At 44.8% G+C, this 17567-nt stretch carries 16 protein-coding genes and 1 tRNA gene; 11 read left to right on the forward strand and 6 right to left on the reverse strand.

Annotated elements, in window-relative coordinates:
- Positions 1-4: 4 nt before the first annotated feature.
- The 3 genes from ACKI5J_RS03980 to ACKI5J_RS03990 form a co-directional block, all read right to left on the reverse strand.
- Positions 5-76 (reverse strand) — tRNA-Gln (locus ACKI5J_RS03980).
- 169 nt (positions 77-245) lie between these two features.
- Positions 246-443, reverse strand: coding sequence for a DUF2158 domain-containing protein (locus ACKI5J_RS03985; RefSeq protein WP_407426740.1), 198 nt, complete (start codon positions 441-443; stop codon positions 246-248).
- A 118-nt stretch (positions 444-561) separates the two neighbouring features.
- Positions 562-849 carry a hypothetical protein gene (locus ACKI5J_RS03990; RefSeq protein WP_407426742.1) on the reverse strand — a complete coding sequence of 96 codons (288 nt, stop codon included), beginning with the start codon at positions 847-849 and terminating at the stop codon, positions 562-564.
- A 77-nt stretch (positions 850-926) separates the two neighbouring features.
- On the opposite strand from ACKI5J_RS03990, the gene ACKI5J_RS03995 reads away from it, so the two are divergent.
- The 4 genes from ACKI5J_RS03995 (at position 927) to ACKI5J_RS04010 (ending at position 4940) form a co-directional block, all read left to right on the forward strand.
- A complete protein-coding gene (locus tag ACKI5J_RS03995; RefSeq protein WP_407426744.1) occupies positions 927-1559 on the forward strand; it encodes a hypothetical protein in 633 nt (210 codons plus the stop codon).
- 1 nt (position 1560) lies between these two features.
- On the forward strand, positions 1561-2277 hold the full coding sequence (locus ACKI5J_RS04000; protein WP_407426746.1) for a DUF3307 domain-containing protein: 717 nt from the start codon (positions 1561-1563) through the stop codon (positions 2275-2277).
- A 44-nt stretch (positions 2278-2321) separates the two neighbouring features.
- Positions 2322-4589 carry a Tex family protein gene (locus tag ACKI5J_RS04005; protein WP_407426748.1) on the forward strand — a complete coding sequence of 756 codons (2268 nt, stop codon included), beginning with the start codon at positions 2322-2324 and terminating at the stop codon, positions 4587-4589.
- Positions 4590-4691: 102 nt separating this feature from the next.
- Positions 4692-4940, forward strand: coding sequence for a hypothetical protein (locus ACKI5J_RS04010; protein ID WP_407426750.1), 249 nt, complete (start codon positions 4692-4694; stop codon positions 4938-4940).
- Between the two features lie 80 nt (positions 4941-5020).
- Here the strand turns inward: ACKI5J_RS04010 and ACKI5J_RS04015 are convergent, their stop codons facing one another.
- A complete protein-coding gene (locus ACKI5J_RS04015; RefSeq protein WP_407426752.1) occupies positions 5021-5635 on the reverse strand; it encodes an IMPACT family protein in 615 nt (204 codons plus the stop codon).
- A gap of 260 nt (positions 5636-5895) precedes the next feature.
- Here ACKI5J_RS04015 and ACKI5J_RS04020 point away from each other — a divergent pair, with 260 nt between their 5' ends.
- The 5 genes from ACKI5J_RS04020 to ACKI5J_RS04040 are packed head-to-tail and all read left to right on the forward strand — an operon-like array spanning position 5896 to position 12786.
- Entirely contained in the window at positions 5896-8463 is a 2568-nt protein-coding gene (locus ACKI5J_RS04020) for a phosphoenolpyruvate carboxylase (protein WP_407426754.1), read from the forward strand.
- 9 nt (positions 8464-8472) lie between these two features.
- Positions 8473-9228, forward strand: coding sequence for a peptidase (locus ACKI5J_RS04025; RefSeq protein ID WP_407426756.1), 756 nt, complete (start codon positions 8473-8475; stop codon positions 9226-9228).
- Entirely contained in the window at positions 9225-10070 is an 846-nt protein-coding gene (locus ACKI5J_RS04030; protein WP_407426758.1) for a transglutaminase family protein, read from the forward strand. Before ACKI5J_RS04025 ends, ACKI5J_RS04030 begins: the two co-directional genes overlap by 4 nt.
- 42 nt (positions 10071-10112) lie before the next feature.
- Positions 10113-11756 (forward strand): hypothetical protein, encoded by a 1644-nt coding sequence (locus tag ACKI5J_RS04035; RefSeq protein ID WP_407426760.1) that lies wholly within the window; start codon positions 10113-10115, stop codon positions 11754-11756.
- A gap of 13 nt (positions 11757-11769) precedes the next feature.
- Positions 11770-12786, forward strand: coding sequence for a Gfo/Idh/MocA family oxidoreductase (locus tag ACKI5J_RS04040; protein ID WP_407426762.1), 1017 nt, complete (start codon positions 11770-11772; stop codon positions 12784-12786).
- A 4-nt stretch (positions 12787-12790) separates the two neighbouring features.
- Here ACKI5J_RS04040 and ACKI5J_RS04045 read toward each other — a convergent pair whose 3' ends face one another.
- Complete coding sequence (locus ACKI5J_RS04045; RefSeq protein ID WP_407426764.1) at positions 12791-13678, reverse strand: diacylglycerol/lipid kinase family protein; 888 nt, start codon at positions 13676-13678, stop codon at positions 12791-12793.
- 32 nt (positions 13679-13710) lie between these two features.
- Entirely contained in the window at positions 13711-14046 is a 336-nt protein-coding gene (locus tag ACKI5J_RS04050) for a MerR family transcriptional regulator (RefSeq protein WP_407426766.1), read from the reverse strand.
- A 111-nt stretch (positions 14047-14157) separates the two neighbouring features.
- Between ACKI5J_RS04050 and alaS the strand changes: the two genes are divergently transcribed.
- Complete coding sequence (alaS, locus tag ACKI5J_RS04055) at positions 14158-16791, forward strand: alanine--tRNA ligase (protein ID WP_407426768.1); 2634 nt, start codon at positions 14158-14160, stop codon at positions 16789-16791.
- 117 nt (positions 16792-16908) lie between these two features.
- On the forward strand, positions 16909-17553 hold the full coding sequence (locus ACKI5J_RS04060; RefSeq protein ID WP_407426771.1) for a sterol desaturase family protein: 645 nt from the start codon (positions 16909-16911) through the stop codon (positions 17551-17553).
- The last annotated feature ends 14 nt before the right edge of the window (positions 17554-17567 follow it).

A 17567-nucleotide genomic window follows, 5' to 3' on the forward strand; every position in this document is an offset into this window, starting at 1 on the left:
TTTGCAGTCCTGCTAGGGCTCGAACCTAGATCTTCAGAACCAGAATCTGACGTGGTAGCCATTACACTACAGAACTGCGTCAAAAATACGATAAAATTTATTTATTGTAAATGGAAATTTGCTTTTTCTAGTAGAAATGCAGAAAAATTTGACGTTCAGGCGTGAATGGGGGAGACCTTAGATTGGTTTACGACGCTAAATCTCTTATAATACAGTACTTTATTATGATAATACAGCGAATAATCTTATTCTCTTTTTTCTGCTGTGAAATTGATTAGCGTTTCAAAGTCGGAGTGGTCGTATTCAAAAGTTCCTTTGTCAATATTCCAGTACTTGGATTTTATGAAATTCAGCTCAATTTCGATAACGGTCATTTTCGGACCCCCGGACTTCAGTTGTACGATATCTCCGATTAAAAAATCTTCTGGTTTTAATACTTTCATGAGGCTTATTTCTGCTATCCTAACGTACTAAATAGTAAAACCGTATAAATGTTTGGTTCACAGTTGTATTATTGTAAATACGTATTCCTGTTTTTGGATAACGCAGCAATGGGGGCGTTTACTCTTCTCCTTCGCTCAATATGGCATCGCTTAGCGCTGGTTCGAGCGGGAGGTATTCGGCAGGGCAGTTTACTGGATCTGAAATTTTAAAGATTCCATCTTGGTTAACTTCCATATGAAATCTGTACCTTATATCACCCTGTTTTACATAGACTTGGAACAGTTGTAGTTTCAGGATGTTCATTGGGTTAAATTCGAATTCTGTGCCTGATATCTCCTTGGTGAATTTTCTGATCATGCCGCGAAGATAGGTGTTTTTGGGCGAATAAGATAGATTTATCGCCATATATAACGATTTTTGTCATTTATCGTATTTTTAGGCGATATTGCATAATAATCGTTATATATGGCTATATTTGGGGTATGGAATCAAATAAGGCGGTACTGACAGCTGATATTGTTAACTCTTCCTTGATGGACGGAAAAGACCTTAATGATCTGATCGTAATGATTCGTTCGGAATTCAAGAAAGCGAGGGTAACATCTGAATTTTATAGAGGAGATAGCTTCCATCTTTTGACTGAAGTGACGGATGCTTTCAAAATGGCATTGACGTTACGGGTTCTCGCGCGTCAGATTCCTAATGTGGGTGCCGGGGAAAATGCAGACATAAGAATCGCAATTGGATTAGGTAAAGTGCAGGATGGAATAAAAAGCATGGCTCTAGGGAAGGGGGAAGCATTTTTATTATCAGGGAGAGAGCTGGATGCTATCAGCAAGTCACAGGTGCGACTGTCTATCCGTTGCTCTGACGACAGGATTGGAGCCGGTATGGAGGCTCTCGCTCTTCTTGCCGATATGATACTGAAAGAACTTTCAATAAAGCAGGCAGAGGTGGTAAGCGAATTGCTGATGGGCTATACTCAAATGGAAGTGGCTTTGAAATTAAAAAAGAGTCAATCTACCGTAAATAAACTTGCTCAAGCAGGGAAGTGGTCGCAGCTGGAAAAAGCTTCGCAAATATATCGTAAACTTGCATTCTATATTCAGGATTGATATGCTTTTACTCTGGTATCTGAAAATGCTTGCCGCACATTTGCTTACGGATTTTGCTCTACAGCCGAATTCGTGGGTTGAGGGTAGAAATGCGCATCATTATACATCCAGACATATCTACTATCACATCATAATGACAATGCTAATCGCTTGTCTTTTTGATGGTTTTACTAACTGGGTAGTGCCCGTAGTTATCGGGCTTTCGCATTTTTCTATAGATCTCTGGAAGTCATACAGACCTCAAAAGATGCTGTATTTTGTGCTCGACCAGTCCATGCATATATTGGTTATCCTTGTAACGGGACTGCTGCTATATCCACCTGACCCTGCAGTCAGCAATTCTCTTCAGTCCATATTCAGAAATGAAGATTATTGGGCCATAGTACTTGCTCTTATATTTCTGGCTCATCCGTCGGGGATCATCATAGGAATGCTCACCGGCAAGTGGAGAGAGCAGCTTGCCGATACATCAAACAGCCTGGCGGATGCCGGCAAGTGGATCGGAATCCTCGAACGGCTGATAATATTTGTGCTCGTTGTCTTTGATCAGTATGCGGCAATAGCCTTGCTAACCACTGCCAAGTCGATCTTAAGGTTTTCCGAAAGTAAAAATGCTCAGGAAAGAAGCGAGTACGTGTTGATTGGTACCTTGATCAGCATCACGTTTGCCCTGGTAACAGGATTAATAATTAAAACCTTTCTGCCAGTATCGTTCTGAGATACACCATCGGGCAGGCATCATAAAAGATTATTGTTTTAGAAATGATTATACATGTAAGAAAGATTGCGGAAGAGCTGAACATCGCTGAAAAACAGGTGAACACCACGCTGACTCTACTTGATGAGGGTGCAACCGTTCCATTTATTTCGAGATACAGGAAAGAAATGACCGGCAGTCTCGACGAAGTGCAGGTAGCTGCCATTCGCGACCGGGCTGAGCAACTTCGCGAGCTGGATAAAAGAAGGCAGGCTATCATCAAATCGCTTACCGAACTGGGTAAACTGGATGCTACTCTTGAAAAAAAGATCATGGAGGCGCTGACAATGGTTGAATTGGAGGATATTTATCTTCCATACCGGCCAAAGCGAAAAACGAGAGCAAGCATCGCAAAAGAAAAGGGATTGCAGCCTTTGGCAGACATGCTATTGGAGCAGGGTGTATTCAATGTGCTTCACGAGGCTTCTAAGTATGTTGACGACTCGAAGGGCGTGAGTTCTGATGTGGAGGCGATGGCTGGAGCCAGGGATATTATTGCGGAGCTTATTAATGAAGATGCAGAGGCTCGTGCCAAAATCAGGCAGCTATTTCTTGATAAGGGCCAATTTATCTCCAAAGTCATCGCAGGCAAAGAAGAAGCGGGACAAAAATATAAGGACTATTTCGATTGGACTGATTCCGTTAAAGACGCACCCTCCCACCGTATTCTCGCGATGAGAAGAGGTGAAAAAGAACTTATCCTTACTCTTGATATTCTGCCGCCTGAAGAGGACGCCCTGGCTCTGCTGGATCGTCAGTTTGTGAAGAATAATTCAGAAGCCTCGAGCCAGGTGAGGCTTGCTATTGCAGATAGTTACAAACGGCTGCTGAAGCCATCGATGGAAACCGAAATCAGACTGCATACCAAAAAGCGCGCTGATGCGGAGGCAATAAGGGTGTTCGCAGACAATGCAAAACAATTACTGATGTCTCCGCCATTAGGACAAAAAAACGTTCTAGCTATTGACCCGGGATTTCGAACGGGATGTAAAGTGGTTTGTCTTAATGAACAAGGTAAGCTTTTGACTAATACCACTATATATCCTCATAGTGGTGCTGGAGGCTTGGCAGAAGCAAACAAAGTTGTCAAACAATTGACGGCTGATTACTCCATTGATACGATCGCTATCGGTAACGGAACCGCCGGACGGGAGACGGAGCTTTTTATTAGAAACCTCAACCTGTCAGGTGTTAAGATCATGATGGTGAATGAGAGTGGTGCTTCGATTTACTCTGCGTCAGATGCGGCAAGAGAAGAGTTTCCTGACAAAGATATAACGGTTAGGGGTGCTGTATCGATTGGGCGGCGCCTGATGGATCCTTTAGCGGAACTGGTGAAAATAGATCCCAAGTCGATAGGCGTGGGGCAGTACCAGCATGACGTTGACCAAACCAAGTTGCAATCGTCTCTTGATGATACCGTCATCAACTGCGTAAACGCTGTAGGCGTTGAGTTGAATACGGCTTCAAAACAGATTCTATCGTATATCTCCGGCCTTGGTCCTCAGCTGGCTAAGAATATTGTAGAGTATAGAGAAACAAACGGAGCCTTTAAGAAGAGGTCTGAGCTAAAGAAAATCCCGAGACTAGGAGAGAAAGCCTTTGAACAGGCTGCGGGCTTTCTGAGAATCCATAATGCGGTCAATCCATTGGATAGCAGTGCTATTCATCCGGAAAGATACGCTGTCGTGGAGCAAATGGCCAGAGACTTAAACTGTACCATACATGATTTGATGAAGGATGAGAGTCTTCGGAAAAAGATACAGCCCGAAAAATACATGAGTGACTCAATCGGCTTGCCGACCATCGCAGATATCCTCGAGCAGTTGGCAAAGCCAGGGAGGGATCCCAGAGAGCAGTTCGAGGCGTTTAGCTTTACTGATGGAGTCAACGCTATCGGCGACCTGAAGGTGGGAATGATACTTCCCGGCATCGTGACGAATATAACCAGCTTCGGCGCATTCGTGGATGTCGGCGTCCATCAGGATGGTCTTGTGCATTTAAGCCAGTTGTCCGACAGGTTTATCAAAGACCCAAATGAAGTGGTGAAAGTTCACCAGAAGGTTACGGTCAGGGTTACTGAAGTAGATGAAACGCGTAAGCGGATTGCGCTCTCCATGAAGATGGAAGGAGCAAGGGCTACTTTTGCAAAAAACACACCAAGTGCCGGTAGGGTCACACGGCCAGTTAAAAATGACGGAAAGGTGAAGAGCACTTCAACAAAGGAGGATTTTAAGGATAAACTGGCAGCTTTAAAAAGCAAATTCTCATAGCCCTAAGCACTGAACGTTAAATGTTTTGAAAATGTTAAAAAATCTTTAAAAACATAAGAACAAATTTCCTCCTTCCAAGGTTAATCCTATATGGGAACTGATATGAGCAACTTGGAACAGCATGCCTCAACCTGCTACAATTTCTTTGTAAACTTATTTGACAATGGTGAGTTCAACGAAATTGTAGTTACTCAGAACCAGGATGGTTATAGCGTTAACCTGGAAGACAATACTTTCCTCGGAACGCTCGCACAAAACAGCGATCATTCCTGGAGTCTGGTTAAAGGGAACATGCCTGCTTATCTGTTTAATGAAATCATAAAGAGCATTAACCAGAAGATTAAAAACTAATTATTGTCAAGGTTCCTGAAAGGAGCCGGGTGGACAGATATGTTCTTGAAAAAGGGCGATACCTAAACAGTGTCGCCTTTTTAGTTTGAATATAAGTATTTGTAAGACAATGTTGTGATATTATCCATCTTTGCCAATACTTGATTTAGAATGCTTTTCCTTATTCCGATGGTAATCGTGCACTTATTATCGAAAACTTGCTCGATAATGTTTAGGTCGTTATCCTTCAAGATCCGCATCACAGCATTCATTTGCAGGTAATCAAAGTGTAGACGGTAAATGTCTGTCAGGCTAAGCTCGATGATTTCGCTCGCCTTCAACGCTTCCACCGCAGCTGCTTTATAAGCGTTTATCAAACCGGGAATACCCAGCAAAGTGCCACCAAAATAACGCACCACGATAACTGCCGTATTGGTAAGATCCTGCGACAGGAGGGTATTAAGAATAGGCCTTCCCGCACTACCAGAAGGCTCACCGTCGTCATTTAGCTTAAAAACTGACCGGTCGGTAGTAAAGCGTGCCGCCCAGCAGTAGTGTCTTGCCTTCGGATGTTCAGCACGGATTGTGGCAAGACGATCTTTCAGATCCTGTTCGGTCCGCACGCCTAAAGCATACCCGATAAACTTGCTGCCTTTATCCCGAAAAACGCCTTCACCCGGCTTGCCCACAGTTTTATAGGTATCATCAAACAACATGCGGCAATGATAACCAAAATGCGCAAGCTATAAAAATGAGGTACTTTTATTCAGTATTTATTCCGAGCTTAACGAATATTTCCGAAGCATTTCGAACGGAGAGGGTAAAGGCTTGTTATGTATGATCTTATGACCAGTTTCAGAAGGTGTTCAAACGCTTAATCCACGTAATTTGATAGATTATACCGTTTTAAGGGCAATAAAAAGTTTTGTTAAATGCTTTATCCTTTTAATTTTGTTTAAAACAAGTACACTTATAAATGAAACTTAGCCAGAAAGAAGCAGTCTTTGCTAGTGAGGTGGTAACGCGATTTGAATTATACAATAGCTTATTCCTGACCCTTCCTTTTTACCGTGTAAAACATACAGGAACATTATTGCCATTTTTTACCTCTCACTGTGAAGAAAGTGTCAAACAGAACATTGCTCCATCTGATATAATTGAAAGTTTCTTTGGTCAGTACGAGCAGTACGTTCAGGCTTCTGATCGCTTCGACTTGTTGTTTCGTTTTATACAATATATCGAGAGACAAGTGGTCTTGTTCGATGCCATCGAGGATTCAGCTTTTAACAAAACGCACTCGGCCGACGAAGTAGGCTCTTTAGCAGTCTTACTTCAGCATGCATCGTCTAATCCTTCCATGAAGGCAGACATACGTAAGATGTTGGAAGACTTCTCTTTGAGATTAGTTCTTACAGCCCACCCCACTCAGTTCTATCCGGGCAGAGTGTTAGCCATCATCACCGATCTTACAGAGGCGCTGAAGACCAACGACATCAATAGTGTTCACTTGCTTTTACAGCAATTGGGCAAAACCCCTTTCTTTAACAAAACCAAACCAACACCGGTAAACGAGGCGGTCAGCCTTGCCTGGTTCCTGGAGAATGTTTTTTATAATGTGGTTTCCAGCATACAAAAGCAGGTAGAGAATGAATTCGAGACACCGATCTTCAATACACATCAGCTGATAGAGCTCGGCTTCTGGCCAGGTGGTGACCGCGACGGAAATCCCAACGTCACATGCGAAAGCACCAAGGCTGTTTCTGAATTGCTCAGGGAACTGCTTTTCCGTTGCTACTACCGCGATTTCAGGGTTCTGAAACGTCGCATTACCTTCAGAGGGGTAGAAGAGTATATGGAGCGTTTACAGCACCTCTTTTATCAGAATAGTTTCATCAGAACGGAGGAGCCAACTGATCTTCGTGACGAAATACTAGCCAACCTGAACTCCGTCAAAGAAGTTCTTGTCCGTGCCCATGACGGCCTGTTTGTAGATGCCGTAGACGATCTTAGTCATAAAGTTAAACTGTTCGGATGCTACTTCGCATCCCTCGATATCAGACAGGACAGCAGAGTACTGAGAAAAGCGCATGCTGAACTTCGGAATGCCATATCGCATTCTTTCCCGGAGGGGTATGATGATTTAAACGAAGAAGAAAAATTGCAGTCAATCCGATTTGACGAAGCCGACGCACCAGCGTCTGGATTTGATTCGCTGAGCGATGATACGTTCCAGACGATCAGACTGATGAAAAAAATGCAGTTCGCCGGCGGTGAGAAAGCCTCACATCGGTTCATTATCAGTAATTGCCAGAAAGCCTCTGACATTTTACAGTTAATCAACTTATTCTTATGGAGCGGATGGAAGAAAGATGAACTAAGCGTAGACTTTGTTCCTCTGTTTGAAACGGTACAGGATCTCGCTTTGGCAGGGCCTGTCATGGAGACGCTGTATACTCATCCGTTTTATAAAGAACATCTCGCTAAGAGAGGTAACAAGCAGATTATTATGCTTGGTTTCTCCGATAGTACAAAGGATGGCGGTTACCTGATGGCGAACTGGTCTATCTATAAAGCTAAAGTTGTGCTGACCACACTCGCCAGGAAAAACGGCATCCAGCTGGCCTTCTTTGATGGTCGTGGTGGTCCTCCTGCACGTGGGGGTGGCAAAACCCACCGTTTTTACGCATCTATGGGTCGCGAGATCGCTAATGAGCATATTCAGCTTACCATCCAGGGGCAAACCATCAGTAGCCAGTACGGCTCATTTGATACAGCCTACTTCAATATTGAACAAATGGTAAACGCAGGAATTGTTTCTGCTCTGGATACCAGTGATAAAAATACATTTACGCCTGCCCAGAAGTCTATAATCGATGGTATGGCCGATACAAGTCACCGTGCTTTCGTAGCGCTAAGGGAGGATCCGCTGTTTCTTCGGTATCTCGAACAGCTTAGTCCGCTTAAGCTTCTCGCTCATATCAACATCAGTAGCCGTCCGGTAAAGCGCGACTCAGGTGCAGAGCTTAAGCTGGAAGATCTTCGTGCAATTAGTTTCGTTACTTCCTGGAGCCAGCTTAAGCAAAATGTTCCTGGCTTTTACGGAGTAGGGTCTGCCTTGAAGAAAGCTAAGGAAGACGGAGTTTGGGACGATGTAAAAAGTATGTATGAGACATCAGGACAATTTAAAACCATGATCGATAATTGCATCATGTCGATGTCCAAAGTAAACTTCAACATCACCTCTTTCCTTGCAAATGACAAAGTATACGGCGAGTTCTGGACGAAGCTCAAGACCGAGTATGATCTCACTAAGTCTCTCATGCTGGAGCTTACAGGAACCACTGTACTCATGGAGCTTTATCCTGTCGAACGCCGCTCTATTGCGTTGCGGGAGCGTATAGTTTTGCCTCTTGTTATCATACAGCATTACGCCCTTCAGCAGTTGGATAAGCACAAAGACGACGAAGAGAAAGTGAAGATTTTCAATAAGCTGGTAATCCGCACGGTATATGGTATTGTTAACGCGGGTAGAAACCTCGCTTAAAATAAAAAGATGACGTATTGTTTGGCAATTAAGGTTAAAGAAGGGCTTGTGGCAATTGCCGACACCCGTATCACTTCGGGTACGGATACTACAGTCAAGAAAAAAGTGTTTGTTGATCAGAAAAAACAACATTCCCTGTTCATCATGACAAGTGGCCTCAGGTCAGTTCGCGATAAGGCAATTATCTATTTCCGCGAACTTATTGATGGGGGAGCCGAATATAACAAGCTTTACAAGGCTGTGAACGCCTTTGGAGAACAGGTTCGCCGCGTTGCTGAGGAGGACAGGGCGCCTCTGGAAAGATCCGGATTCAAATTTAATCTGAACACCATCATAGGGGGGCAGTTAGTAGACGATGATGAGCATAAACTATTTCTTCTCTACCCTGAGGGCAACTGGGTAGAGCTTGACCAGGGATCGCCGTTCGTGATCATCGGCAATTCTGGTCCGGGAAAACCTATTCTCAATCGGACACTTAAGGAAGATTCCTCCATGAAGCTGGCACTGAAAACGGGTTTCTTGTCTTTTGATTCCACTCGTACAAGTACCAATGATGTCGATTTTCCAATCGACGTCATCCTGTACAACAAGGATAGCTTTGCAATGAGCGAATACCGGTTTGAAAAGCAAGACCTGGAGCACATATCTGCCCAATGGGCGAATGAGCTGAAAACAGCGTTATTAAATATACCCGAGGACTGGATGGAGCCGGCTTTTGAAAAGTTAAGTGTATTAAACGACGACTGCGGGAAGGTCGATCTATGAAATTCAAAGTATCCTCCGAATTAGCCTATCAGTTCAATTCCCCCGGAACGCTGATCCTTAACATTCATGCGTTAAAAACATCATATCAACAAATACTCGAAGAGTTCTTCCTGGTAGAACCTTACTTCTACTACGAAGAACTCATTTCAGTAAGCGCAGATAACCGCTTTGTAAGAGTTAATATTACTGAACCCTCCCCTGTGAAATTGCGGTATAACGCAACCGTTGAGAATTCTTATCTACTACTTGACCCCGGTGTACTTTATGAAGTACAAGTAAGAGATATGGATGCGCTCGTACTATCGTATCTCAATCCAAGCAGATATTGCCAGTCAGATAAGCTTTATCGACTGGCCAACAATATGTTTGGTCACATTGAGAATGCCTTTGAAAAGGTTCTGGCCCTGACCGATTGGATTTACAACAATGTTGAGTATCTGAGTGGTTCAACAAATTCCCAAACTTCGGCGTATGACACGGTTACCGAGCAGGCGGGCGTTTGCAGGGATTTCGCTCACCTTGGAATCGCTTTATGCAGGGCGCTTACCATACCAGCACGATATTTTACAGGGTATTCCTACAAACTGAGTCCGCCAGACTTTCATGCCTGCTTTGAAGCATATCTTGGGGGCAGATGGATCATATTCGATCCGACGAGGCTCGCGCCACTTAATGGCCTGGTCAAGATAGCAACAGGAAGAGATGCAGCCGATACAGCCATCGCCAGCATCTTCGGTGATGTACGATTCGACGCTATCTCCGTAACCTGTGAGGTGGCAGAAGAGAGCTTTTCACCCCATACCTACAGCCATGTCAAAGCCAGCGCCTTGTCTTACCTCTAGCTGCAGAATAAACTTTAACGCAGCTTCGTTGTTCAACAGTTGATGAGAAAAAACATACTGGTTGCAGGAATCGCAATTATTATCCTGATTGCGGGCGCTCTGTTCTATTTCAAATTCAGAAAACTCGATGACTTTGAACCCCTGATTAAGGCTAAACTACAAAAGATCGTTCATGATGCATCCGGTGGATTGTATAAATTGGACGTTGAAAAAATCAACGCTGATGTAGTTAACTCCCGGATTATCCTCTCCAAGGTGCGCATATCTTATGATTCTGTCGTCTATAAACAAATGAGGGACGCGAAAGACGCCCCGGCAGATGTCTTCGATATTAATTTAAACTCGCTTGCTATAGACGGTTTAACACCGGCAGATCTGGTGAAGAAACGGGACATACGTCTTAATATCCTCATGATCGAGCAGCCTTCTGTACACGTGTATCACCACGAGCTTGATTACGAGCGACCGAAAAGACCCACAAACGTATCGTCCCTCATCGAAAAGGAGATCGGAAGCTTCGGATTAAACGTTCTGACGCTCAAAAATGTCGATTTTGTCTATCATAACGAAGGATCCAAAATACAGACCAGCCTGAGCAATCTGAATGTCAGCCTCGAGGATATTCTGATCAATAAGGAAACGGAAAGTGATACGTCCAGATTTCTGTATGCAAAGGATGCCACCATGGCTCTGAAAAATTTCACGCACAAGACGGCAGACAGCCTGTATACGTTCATTCTGGACAGCATCACGGTTTTCGCAGCTCGTAACGAATTGCGCGTTCAATCGGCAAAGGTCCAGCCAAGAATTTCGAAAGCCAACTACGCGAAGGTGATGAAGGCCAGGCAAGACCGCTATGATATAAATATGAAGAACGTCGTTCTGGAAGATATAGCATGGTGGACACTACTGGCAGGAGATGGGGTGTATGCCGGAAATGCCAGTATAACCGGAGGAAATCTCGAAGTATACAGTGACCGTACAATTCCCATTGGCAAGAGTAAAAGGGTTCGCTATCCACATCAGCAGTTATTTGAATCGGATATGGCCATTGGAATCAAAGAGATCAAGGTGAGAGATCTCGACATAACCTTCATGGAGCGAAACCCGGAGACCATGCAGCGTGGTGAAATCACTTTCGTCAATACAAGTGCCTCCATTTCAAACGTAACAAACATTCCGGCCTGGGTAGCCAAAAACGGGATGTTAAAGATTGACGCCAACACGCGTTTCATGAACGAAGGGAGATTGAAGGCTGGCTTCAGGTTTAACCTGAGGCAGCAGAAGGAGGGGGTGTTTTCCGTATATGCCGATCTGGGGCCAATGTCTGGATTGACACTGAACCGTGCCACCAGGCCTCTGGCCGCAGTCGAAATAAAACAGGCACAGATTTCAAGGCTCAGAGTAGATATCAGCGGAAATTATAAAGATGCCAGAGGTAAAGTATTGCTCACTTACCACGATTTGAAGGTAGACGTGCTCAAAAAAGCCAGTGACGGGACCTTGAAAAAGCGCGGATTAATTACCTTTATAGCCAACAACTTTAAAATCAACGAACGAAATCCGAAGAAGGATCAGAAGGCTCAGGCTGTAGACGCATATTATCAACGGCCGCCGGAGAAATCTTTTTTCACGCTAATTTGGAAAACCATTCTGGCAGGCGTAAAAGAGTCAGCCGGCTTGTAAAAAGAACACACTAATGAAAAAACCTATCATCACCGGAATACTATCCTACGGCATGTCCGGCAGAGTATTCCATGCCCCATTTATCCATGCAAGCAGCGATTTCGAACTGAAGGCAGTAACGGAGAGATCGACTAAAGCAATACATGAACGCTACCCGGGCGTAATCAGCTATGACAGCGTCGATGATCTCCTGCGGGACACTCAAATTGAGCTGGTAATTGTAAACACACCTAACAACACTCACTACGAATACGCCAGGCAGGCTCTTCTGGCCGGAAAACACGTCCTGGTAGAGAAACCTTTTGCTGCTTCCAGCTCAGAAGCCCAGGAGCTGTTTACGTTAGCTAAGGAGCGAAACCTGAAGGTGTTGGTCTACCAAAATCGTCGCTGGGATTCCGACTTTCTTTCTGTTAAGGCGGCTTTAGACAGCGGAAAACTGGGTGACCCGATTGAAGTGCATTTCCGTTTTGACCGTTACCGTAGCGAGATCAGCAAAAAGGCGTTCAAAGAACTCCCACTTCCGGCGAGCGGCTTAACCTTTGATCTCGGTCCACATCTTCTCGATCAGGTTATCAGCATCTGGGGAAAGCCCACATCTTTCGTGAAAACGACCGGTACTTTTCGTCCCGAATCTAAAGTGGACGACTACATGCACGTACACCTCCGTTACGAGAATGGCCCGAATGTTTTTGTTACCGCAAGTTTGCTTACCGCTTCGCCTCTGCCTTCTTTTGTTATCCATGGCACCAAAGGGTCTTTCATCAAGTCACGCACCGATGTTCAGGAAGATCAGTTGCAGGCAGGAATGACTCCCGATGATCCGGAATATGGCATAGAGCATGACGGACATGAGGGTAAACTCGTAAGTATCGACCAGACAGGCGAACGGTCTACCGAGTATATCACCGCTTTAAAAGGGAATTACGATCGTTTATTCGTTGCTGTTTATGATGCGATACGCAACGAAGTGCCTTATCCCATTTCGGAAGACGATATAATGGCGCAGATGCAGATACTGGAAGCAAAATAGCCCGCTATTCTTCGGCCTGAACGACAGGCACGATCATAGTAAGACAAGAGGGGATGATCTCGGCATGGATCTCGTCTACTCTGCCGCAGATCTCCCCGTCCACCTGAAGCGTAGTTCTCTTTGAAGAACGGACCTGCAGTTTTCTGCAACTGTGCACTTCCACGTATTCCGAGGTCTGCAAACAATTTGTAAACATCTTCCAGGCGATAGAAAGCAATTTAATCCGTGGAAAAGGTTTGACGATCACCAGCTCAAACTTTCCGTCATCGATTACTCCCATGGGATTGATCACTGCGCCCGTACCATACTTTGAAGCATTCGCAAAAGTCAGCGATACCGCTCTCCTCTTAAACTGTTTACCGTCTATTCTGATCAGAAAGCTGTATTGCTTGATCAGAAACACCTCACGAAACAGGTACTTCGCATACGTTATCAAGCCTCGTCTCGGATCTTCATCGAACCGCTTAACAATTCTCGCGTTCAGTCCAACGTCTCCAAGATGTATGCATATTTTTTCGTTAATTTTCAAGACATCGATAGGTCGGTTAACCCCGTCTTTCAGCAGGTTCAGTATACCTTCAAAGCGCCCGCCTATGCCGAGCTCGTTTGCCATCCCGTTTGCCGAGCCGGTTGGAATGATTAACATCGGAAGAGAAGTATTGTGGATAAGCTTAGCAATCAGGTTGACGGTTCCGTCCCCTCCGGCAACACCCAGCTTTTCAGGCTTGAATTGCTCTATAGCCTTTAAAATCTGATCTTCCGTAAAGTCCTTTCTGAGCTCAAAAATTGAGTAATCGTAGTTCAGCTCCTCTGATGAGTTCTGAATCAAAGCCTTCAGGCTTCCTTCGTTCTGGTGTCCAGAACGGGTATTGATTATAAATAATACTCTCACTTCATTTATGATAAATCTGGAGAGCGTTGAACTTACAGTTGGTCTTTCACTTCAAGCAAAAACTTTTTGAGTTTTTCAAGCGAGTCAATTACTTTCTGGTTTTCTTTTATTTCCGTTCTGTTAGTCTTGAGGTGTTCTTTCGCACCCGACAATGTATAGCCCTTGTCTTTAACCAAATGAAAGATAATTTTCAGATTTTCAACGTCTTCCGGTGAGAACAGCCTGTTGCCTTTTTTGTTTTTCTTAGGTTGCAAAATTTCAAACTCGCGCTCATAAAACCGTATCTGAGAGGCGTTAACCTGAAATATTTCAGTTACTTCTCCCATTGTGTAGTAGAGTTTGTTGATGTCTCTTTCTTTATATGGCATAATACAAATGTAGTACGATTTCCCAACAATCGACAAGAGAATGCCGATTTATGGCCTCTAATATTCCAAAATCCAAATCTGATATTAACTTTGCAACCAAATATTTAAAGGATGACAACGAAGGAAATCAGAAAAGGATTTTTAGATTTTTTTGCAGGTAAGGGCCATCAGGTAGTGCCTTCTGCGCCAATCGTGGTAAAGAACGACCCTACGCTGATGTTTACTAATGCAGGAATGAACCAGTTTAAAGATATTTTTCTGGGAGAGGCACCCGTCAAATATTCAAGGGTAGCCGATACTCAACGCTGTCTGCGGGTATCCGGTAAGCACAATGATCTCGAAGAGGTAGGGATTGATACGTACCATCATACCATGTTTGAAATGTTGGGAAACTGGAGCTTCGGCGACTACTTTAAAGAAGACGCTATTGCCTGGAGCTGGGAGCTCCTGACCAAGGTTTACGGCATTGAAGAAGATAAGCTTTACGTCACCGTGTTTCAGGGGGATGAGAAAGAAGGCTTGCCTAAAGATCAGGAAGCGTACGACTTCTGGAAGCAATGGATTTCCGAAGACCGGATCTTGCTTGGAAACAAGAAAGACAATTTCTGGGAAATGGGTGATACCGGTCCCTGCGGTCCCTGCTCGGAGATCCATGTTGATTGCCGCTCCGCAGAGGAGCGTCAGCTGGTCGATGGAAAGACGCTTGTAAATGCCGATCATCCTCAGGTTATAGAGATCTGGAATAATGTTTTCATGCAGTTCAACCGCTTGAAAGACGGGTCCCTGCAACCTTTACCTGCACAGCATGTAGATACCGGTATGGGACTGGAAAGGCTTGTACGCATCCTTCAGGGGAAATCGTCCAACTACGATACCGATGTATTCCAGCCCCTTATATCCTTCATCGCGGCTGAAAGCGGCATTCCCTATCATCAGGGAGAAAGCCTGGCCAAGACAGATATAGCCATGCGGGTAATGGCAGACCACATTCGCGCAATTGCCTTTGCCATAGCAGACGGTCAGCTTCCGTCAAACGTGAAGGCAGGATATGTTATCAGACGCATCCTGAGAAGGGCTGTACGCTATGCTTACAGCTTCCTGGACATCAAAGAGCCATTCTTTAACAGGCTGGTGCCTGTTCTTGCAGACCAGTTTGACGGCGTCTTCCCTGAACTTAAAGCACAGCAGGACTTCGTACAGAAAGTTATCCTGGAGGAGGAGGTGTCTTTCCTCAGAACGCTTGCCACCGGCATTCAGCGCTTTGAAAAATATACTTCCGACAATAAGGTGGTTGACGGAAACTTTGCCTTTGAACTCTATGATACTTTCGGTTTCCCGATAGACTTAACAGACCTGATGGCTCGGGAAAGTGGAATGACCGTCGACATGGAAGGCTTCCATCAAGCTCTAGAGGCTCAGAAGGCGCGCTCAAGAGCTGCGACGGCGGTTGATACCACTGACTGGATTATCGTCAATCCCGGTGATTCTAATGAGTTTGTAGGCTATGATCAAACCGAGACTCCTGCGCATATCCTGAAATACAGAAAAGTTACCGCTAAGGGCAAAGTGCAGTTCCAGATAGTACTGGACAGAACTCCGTTTTATGCGGAAAGCGGTGGCCAGGTTGGCGATACTGGTTTTCTAACAGCGGAAGACGGTCTCCAGATCCGTATTTCCGATACAAAGAAGGAAAACGCGCTGAATATCCATTTCACTGATGAAATCCCCCAGGCGTTTGATCTGGAGGCCCAGGTACTTGCCAGCGTAGACGCTGACCGACGGGTGCTGATCCAGAGTAATCATTCGGCAACACACCTTCTGCAGGCAGCCCTAAGAGAGGTGCTGGGTACGCATGTGCAGCAAAAAGGCTCACTCGTCAACGCAGACTATCTCCGTTTTGACTTTTCTCATTTCGCTAAAGCGACAGATGAAGAGCTCGCCAAAGTGGAGGCTATTGTAAACCAGAAGATTCGCCAGAATATTGCCCTTAAAGAGGAGAGAAACGTCCCTTTCCAGGAAGCGGTCAATCGTGGCGTTACTGCTTTATTCGGAGAGAAATACGGGGAGTTTGTCAGAATAATCACTTTCGACGATTCTTACTCCAGGGAACTCTGCGGAGGCATTCATGTTCAGGCTACCGGACAAATCGGCTACTTCAAGATTGTGTCTGAAAGTGCCGTCGCGGCAGGTGTTAGAAGGATAGAAGCCATCACCGGAGCAACCGCTGAAGAATATTTCAATAATCAGGCCGGCCTCATTAATCAACTGAAAGGCTTGTTGAAAAACCCGAAGGATCTGGCTAAATCAATTGAATCGCTGCTGGACGAAAACATCCGCCTGAAGAAGGAGATTGAGAAGAGCGTTTTTGAGAAGGCGGCAAACATCAAAAGTGAACTCGCTGCGAAAGCAGAACCGGTAAACGGTATGAACTTCATCGCTGCACATATTGACTTCGCAAACGCTGACGCAATCAAGAATCTGGCTTTTTCATTAAAGGAGATCGTACCTGATCTGTTCCTGGTCCTTGCATCTGAATCAGACGGCAAACCGGGACTAACCGTTATGATTTCCGACGATCTGGTTGACAAAAGAGGACTGAATGCAGGTAATATCGTTCGCGAACTTGCCAAGAATATCCAGGGTGGCGGAGGTGGACAGCCTTTTTACGCTACCGCAGGTGGAAAGGATAGTTCCGGACTAGATCTTGCTTTGATCAAAGCAAGAGAACTGGCCGCTAAAGCCTAAATAGTTTATAAATATCAGGAGGTCAGATCACAGCGTGCTGACCTCCTGACCATGTTCAAAAGCCCTAAACTTTTTGCAAAGTTGTACGTTTATGGGGTAAAATTAAAAGCTTGAAATATGCATTTTGACAAGATAAAAAATACAGGTCAGGCCCGTCTGTTCAAAAGCGACTTTTTAGAGAGTTTAACCAAAACGAGACCCTGGGTCATATACAGCATCTATATACCGTTATGCGCTTACCTCATCTACTATAGCCATGCGACCCTCGGATACGACTATTCTTTTATCGCACTCATTTTCTTTGGTGCGCTCGCCTTCTGGACCTTGTTTGAATACTTCGCTCACCGTTATCTGTTCCATTATGAAGCAAGCAGCGAATGGGCCAATCGCATAGTTTATATCTTCCATGGCAATCACCATGAGTACCCGCGCGATCGCATGCGCCTTTTCATGCCTCCCGTTCCAAGTGTAATTCTTGCCGCGGTAGTGTTTAGTATTATCTACCTCTTCTCGCTATTATTTACCGGAATAGGAGACTACGCCTATATGTTTTTTCCTGGGTTCATGATCGGATATTTGGCTTATGTCTCTATGCACTATGCCATTCACGCTTACCCTCCGCCAAAACCCCTTAAGGCACTATGGAGAAATCACCACCTTCATCATTACAAATATCCCGAAAGAGGCTTCGGAGTGAGTTCTGTATTTTGGGATGTCATCTTCCGCTCACTACCTGAAAAAAAGGAAGCGAAAGCGAAGTAAGTCCTTCAGGCGCA

It is taken from the genome of Arcticibacter sp. (assembly GCF_045629565.1).
In the GTDB taxonomy this organism is placed as follows: Bacteria; Bacteroidota; Bacteroidia; order Sphingobacteriales; family Sphingobacteriaceae; genus Arcticibacter.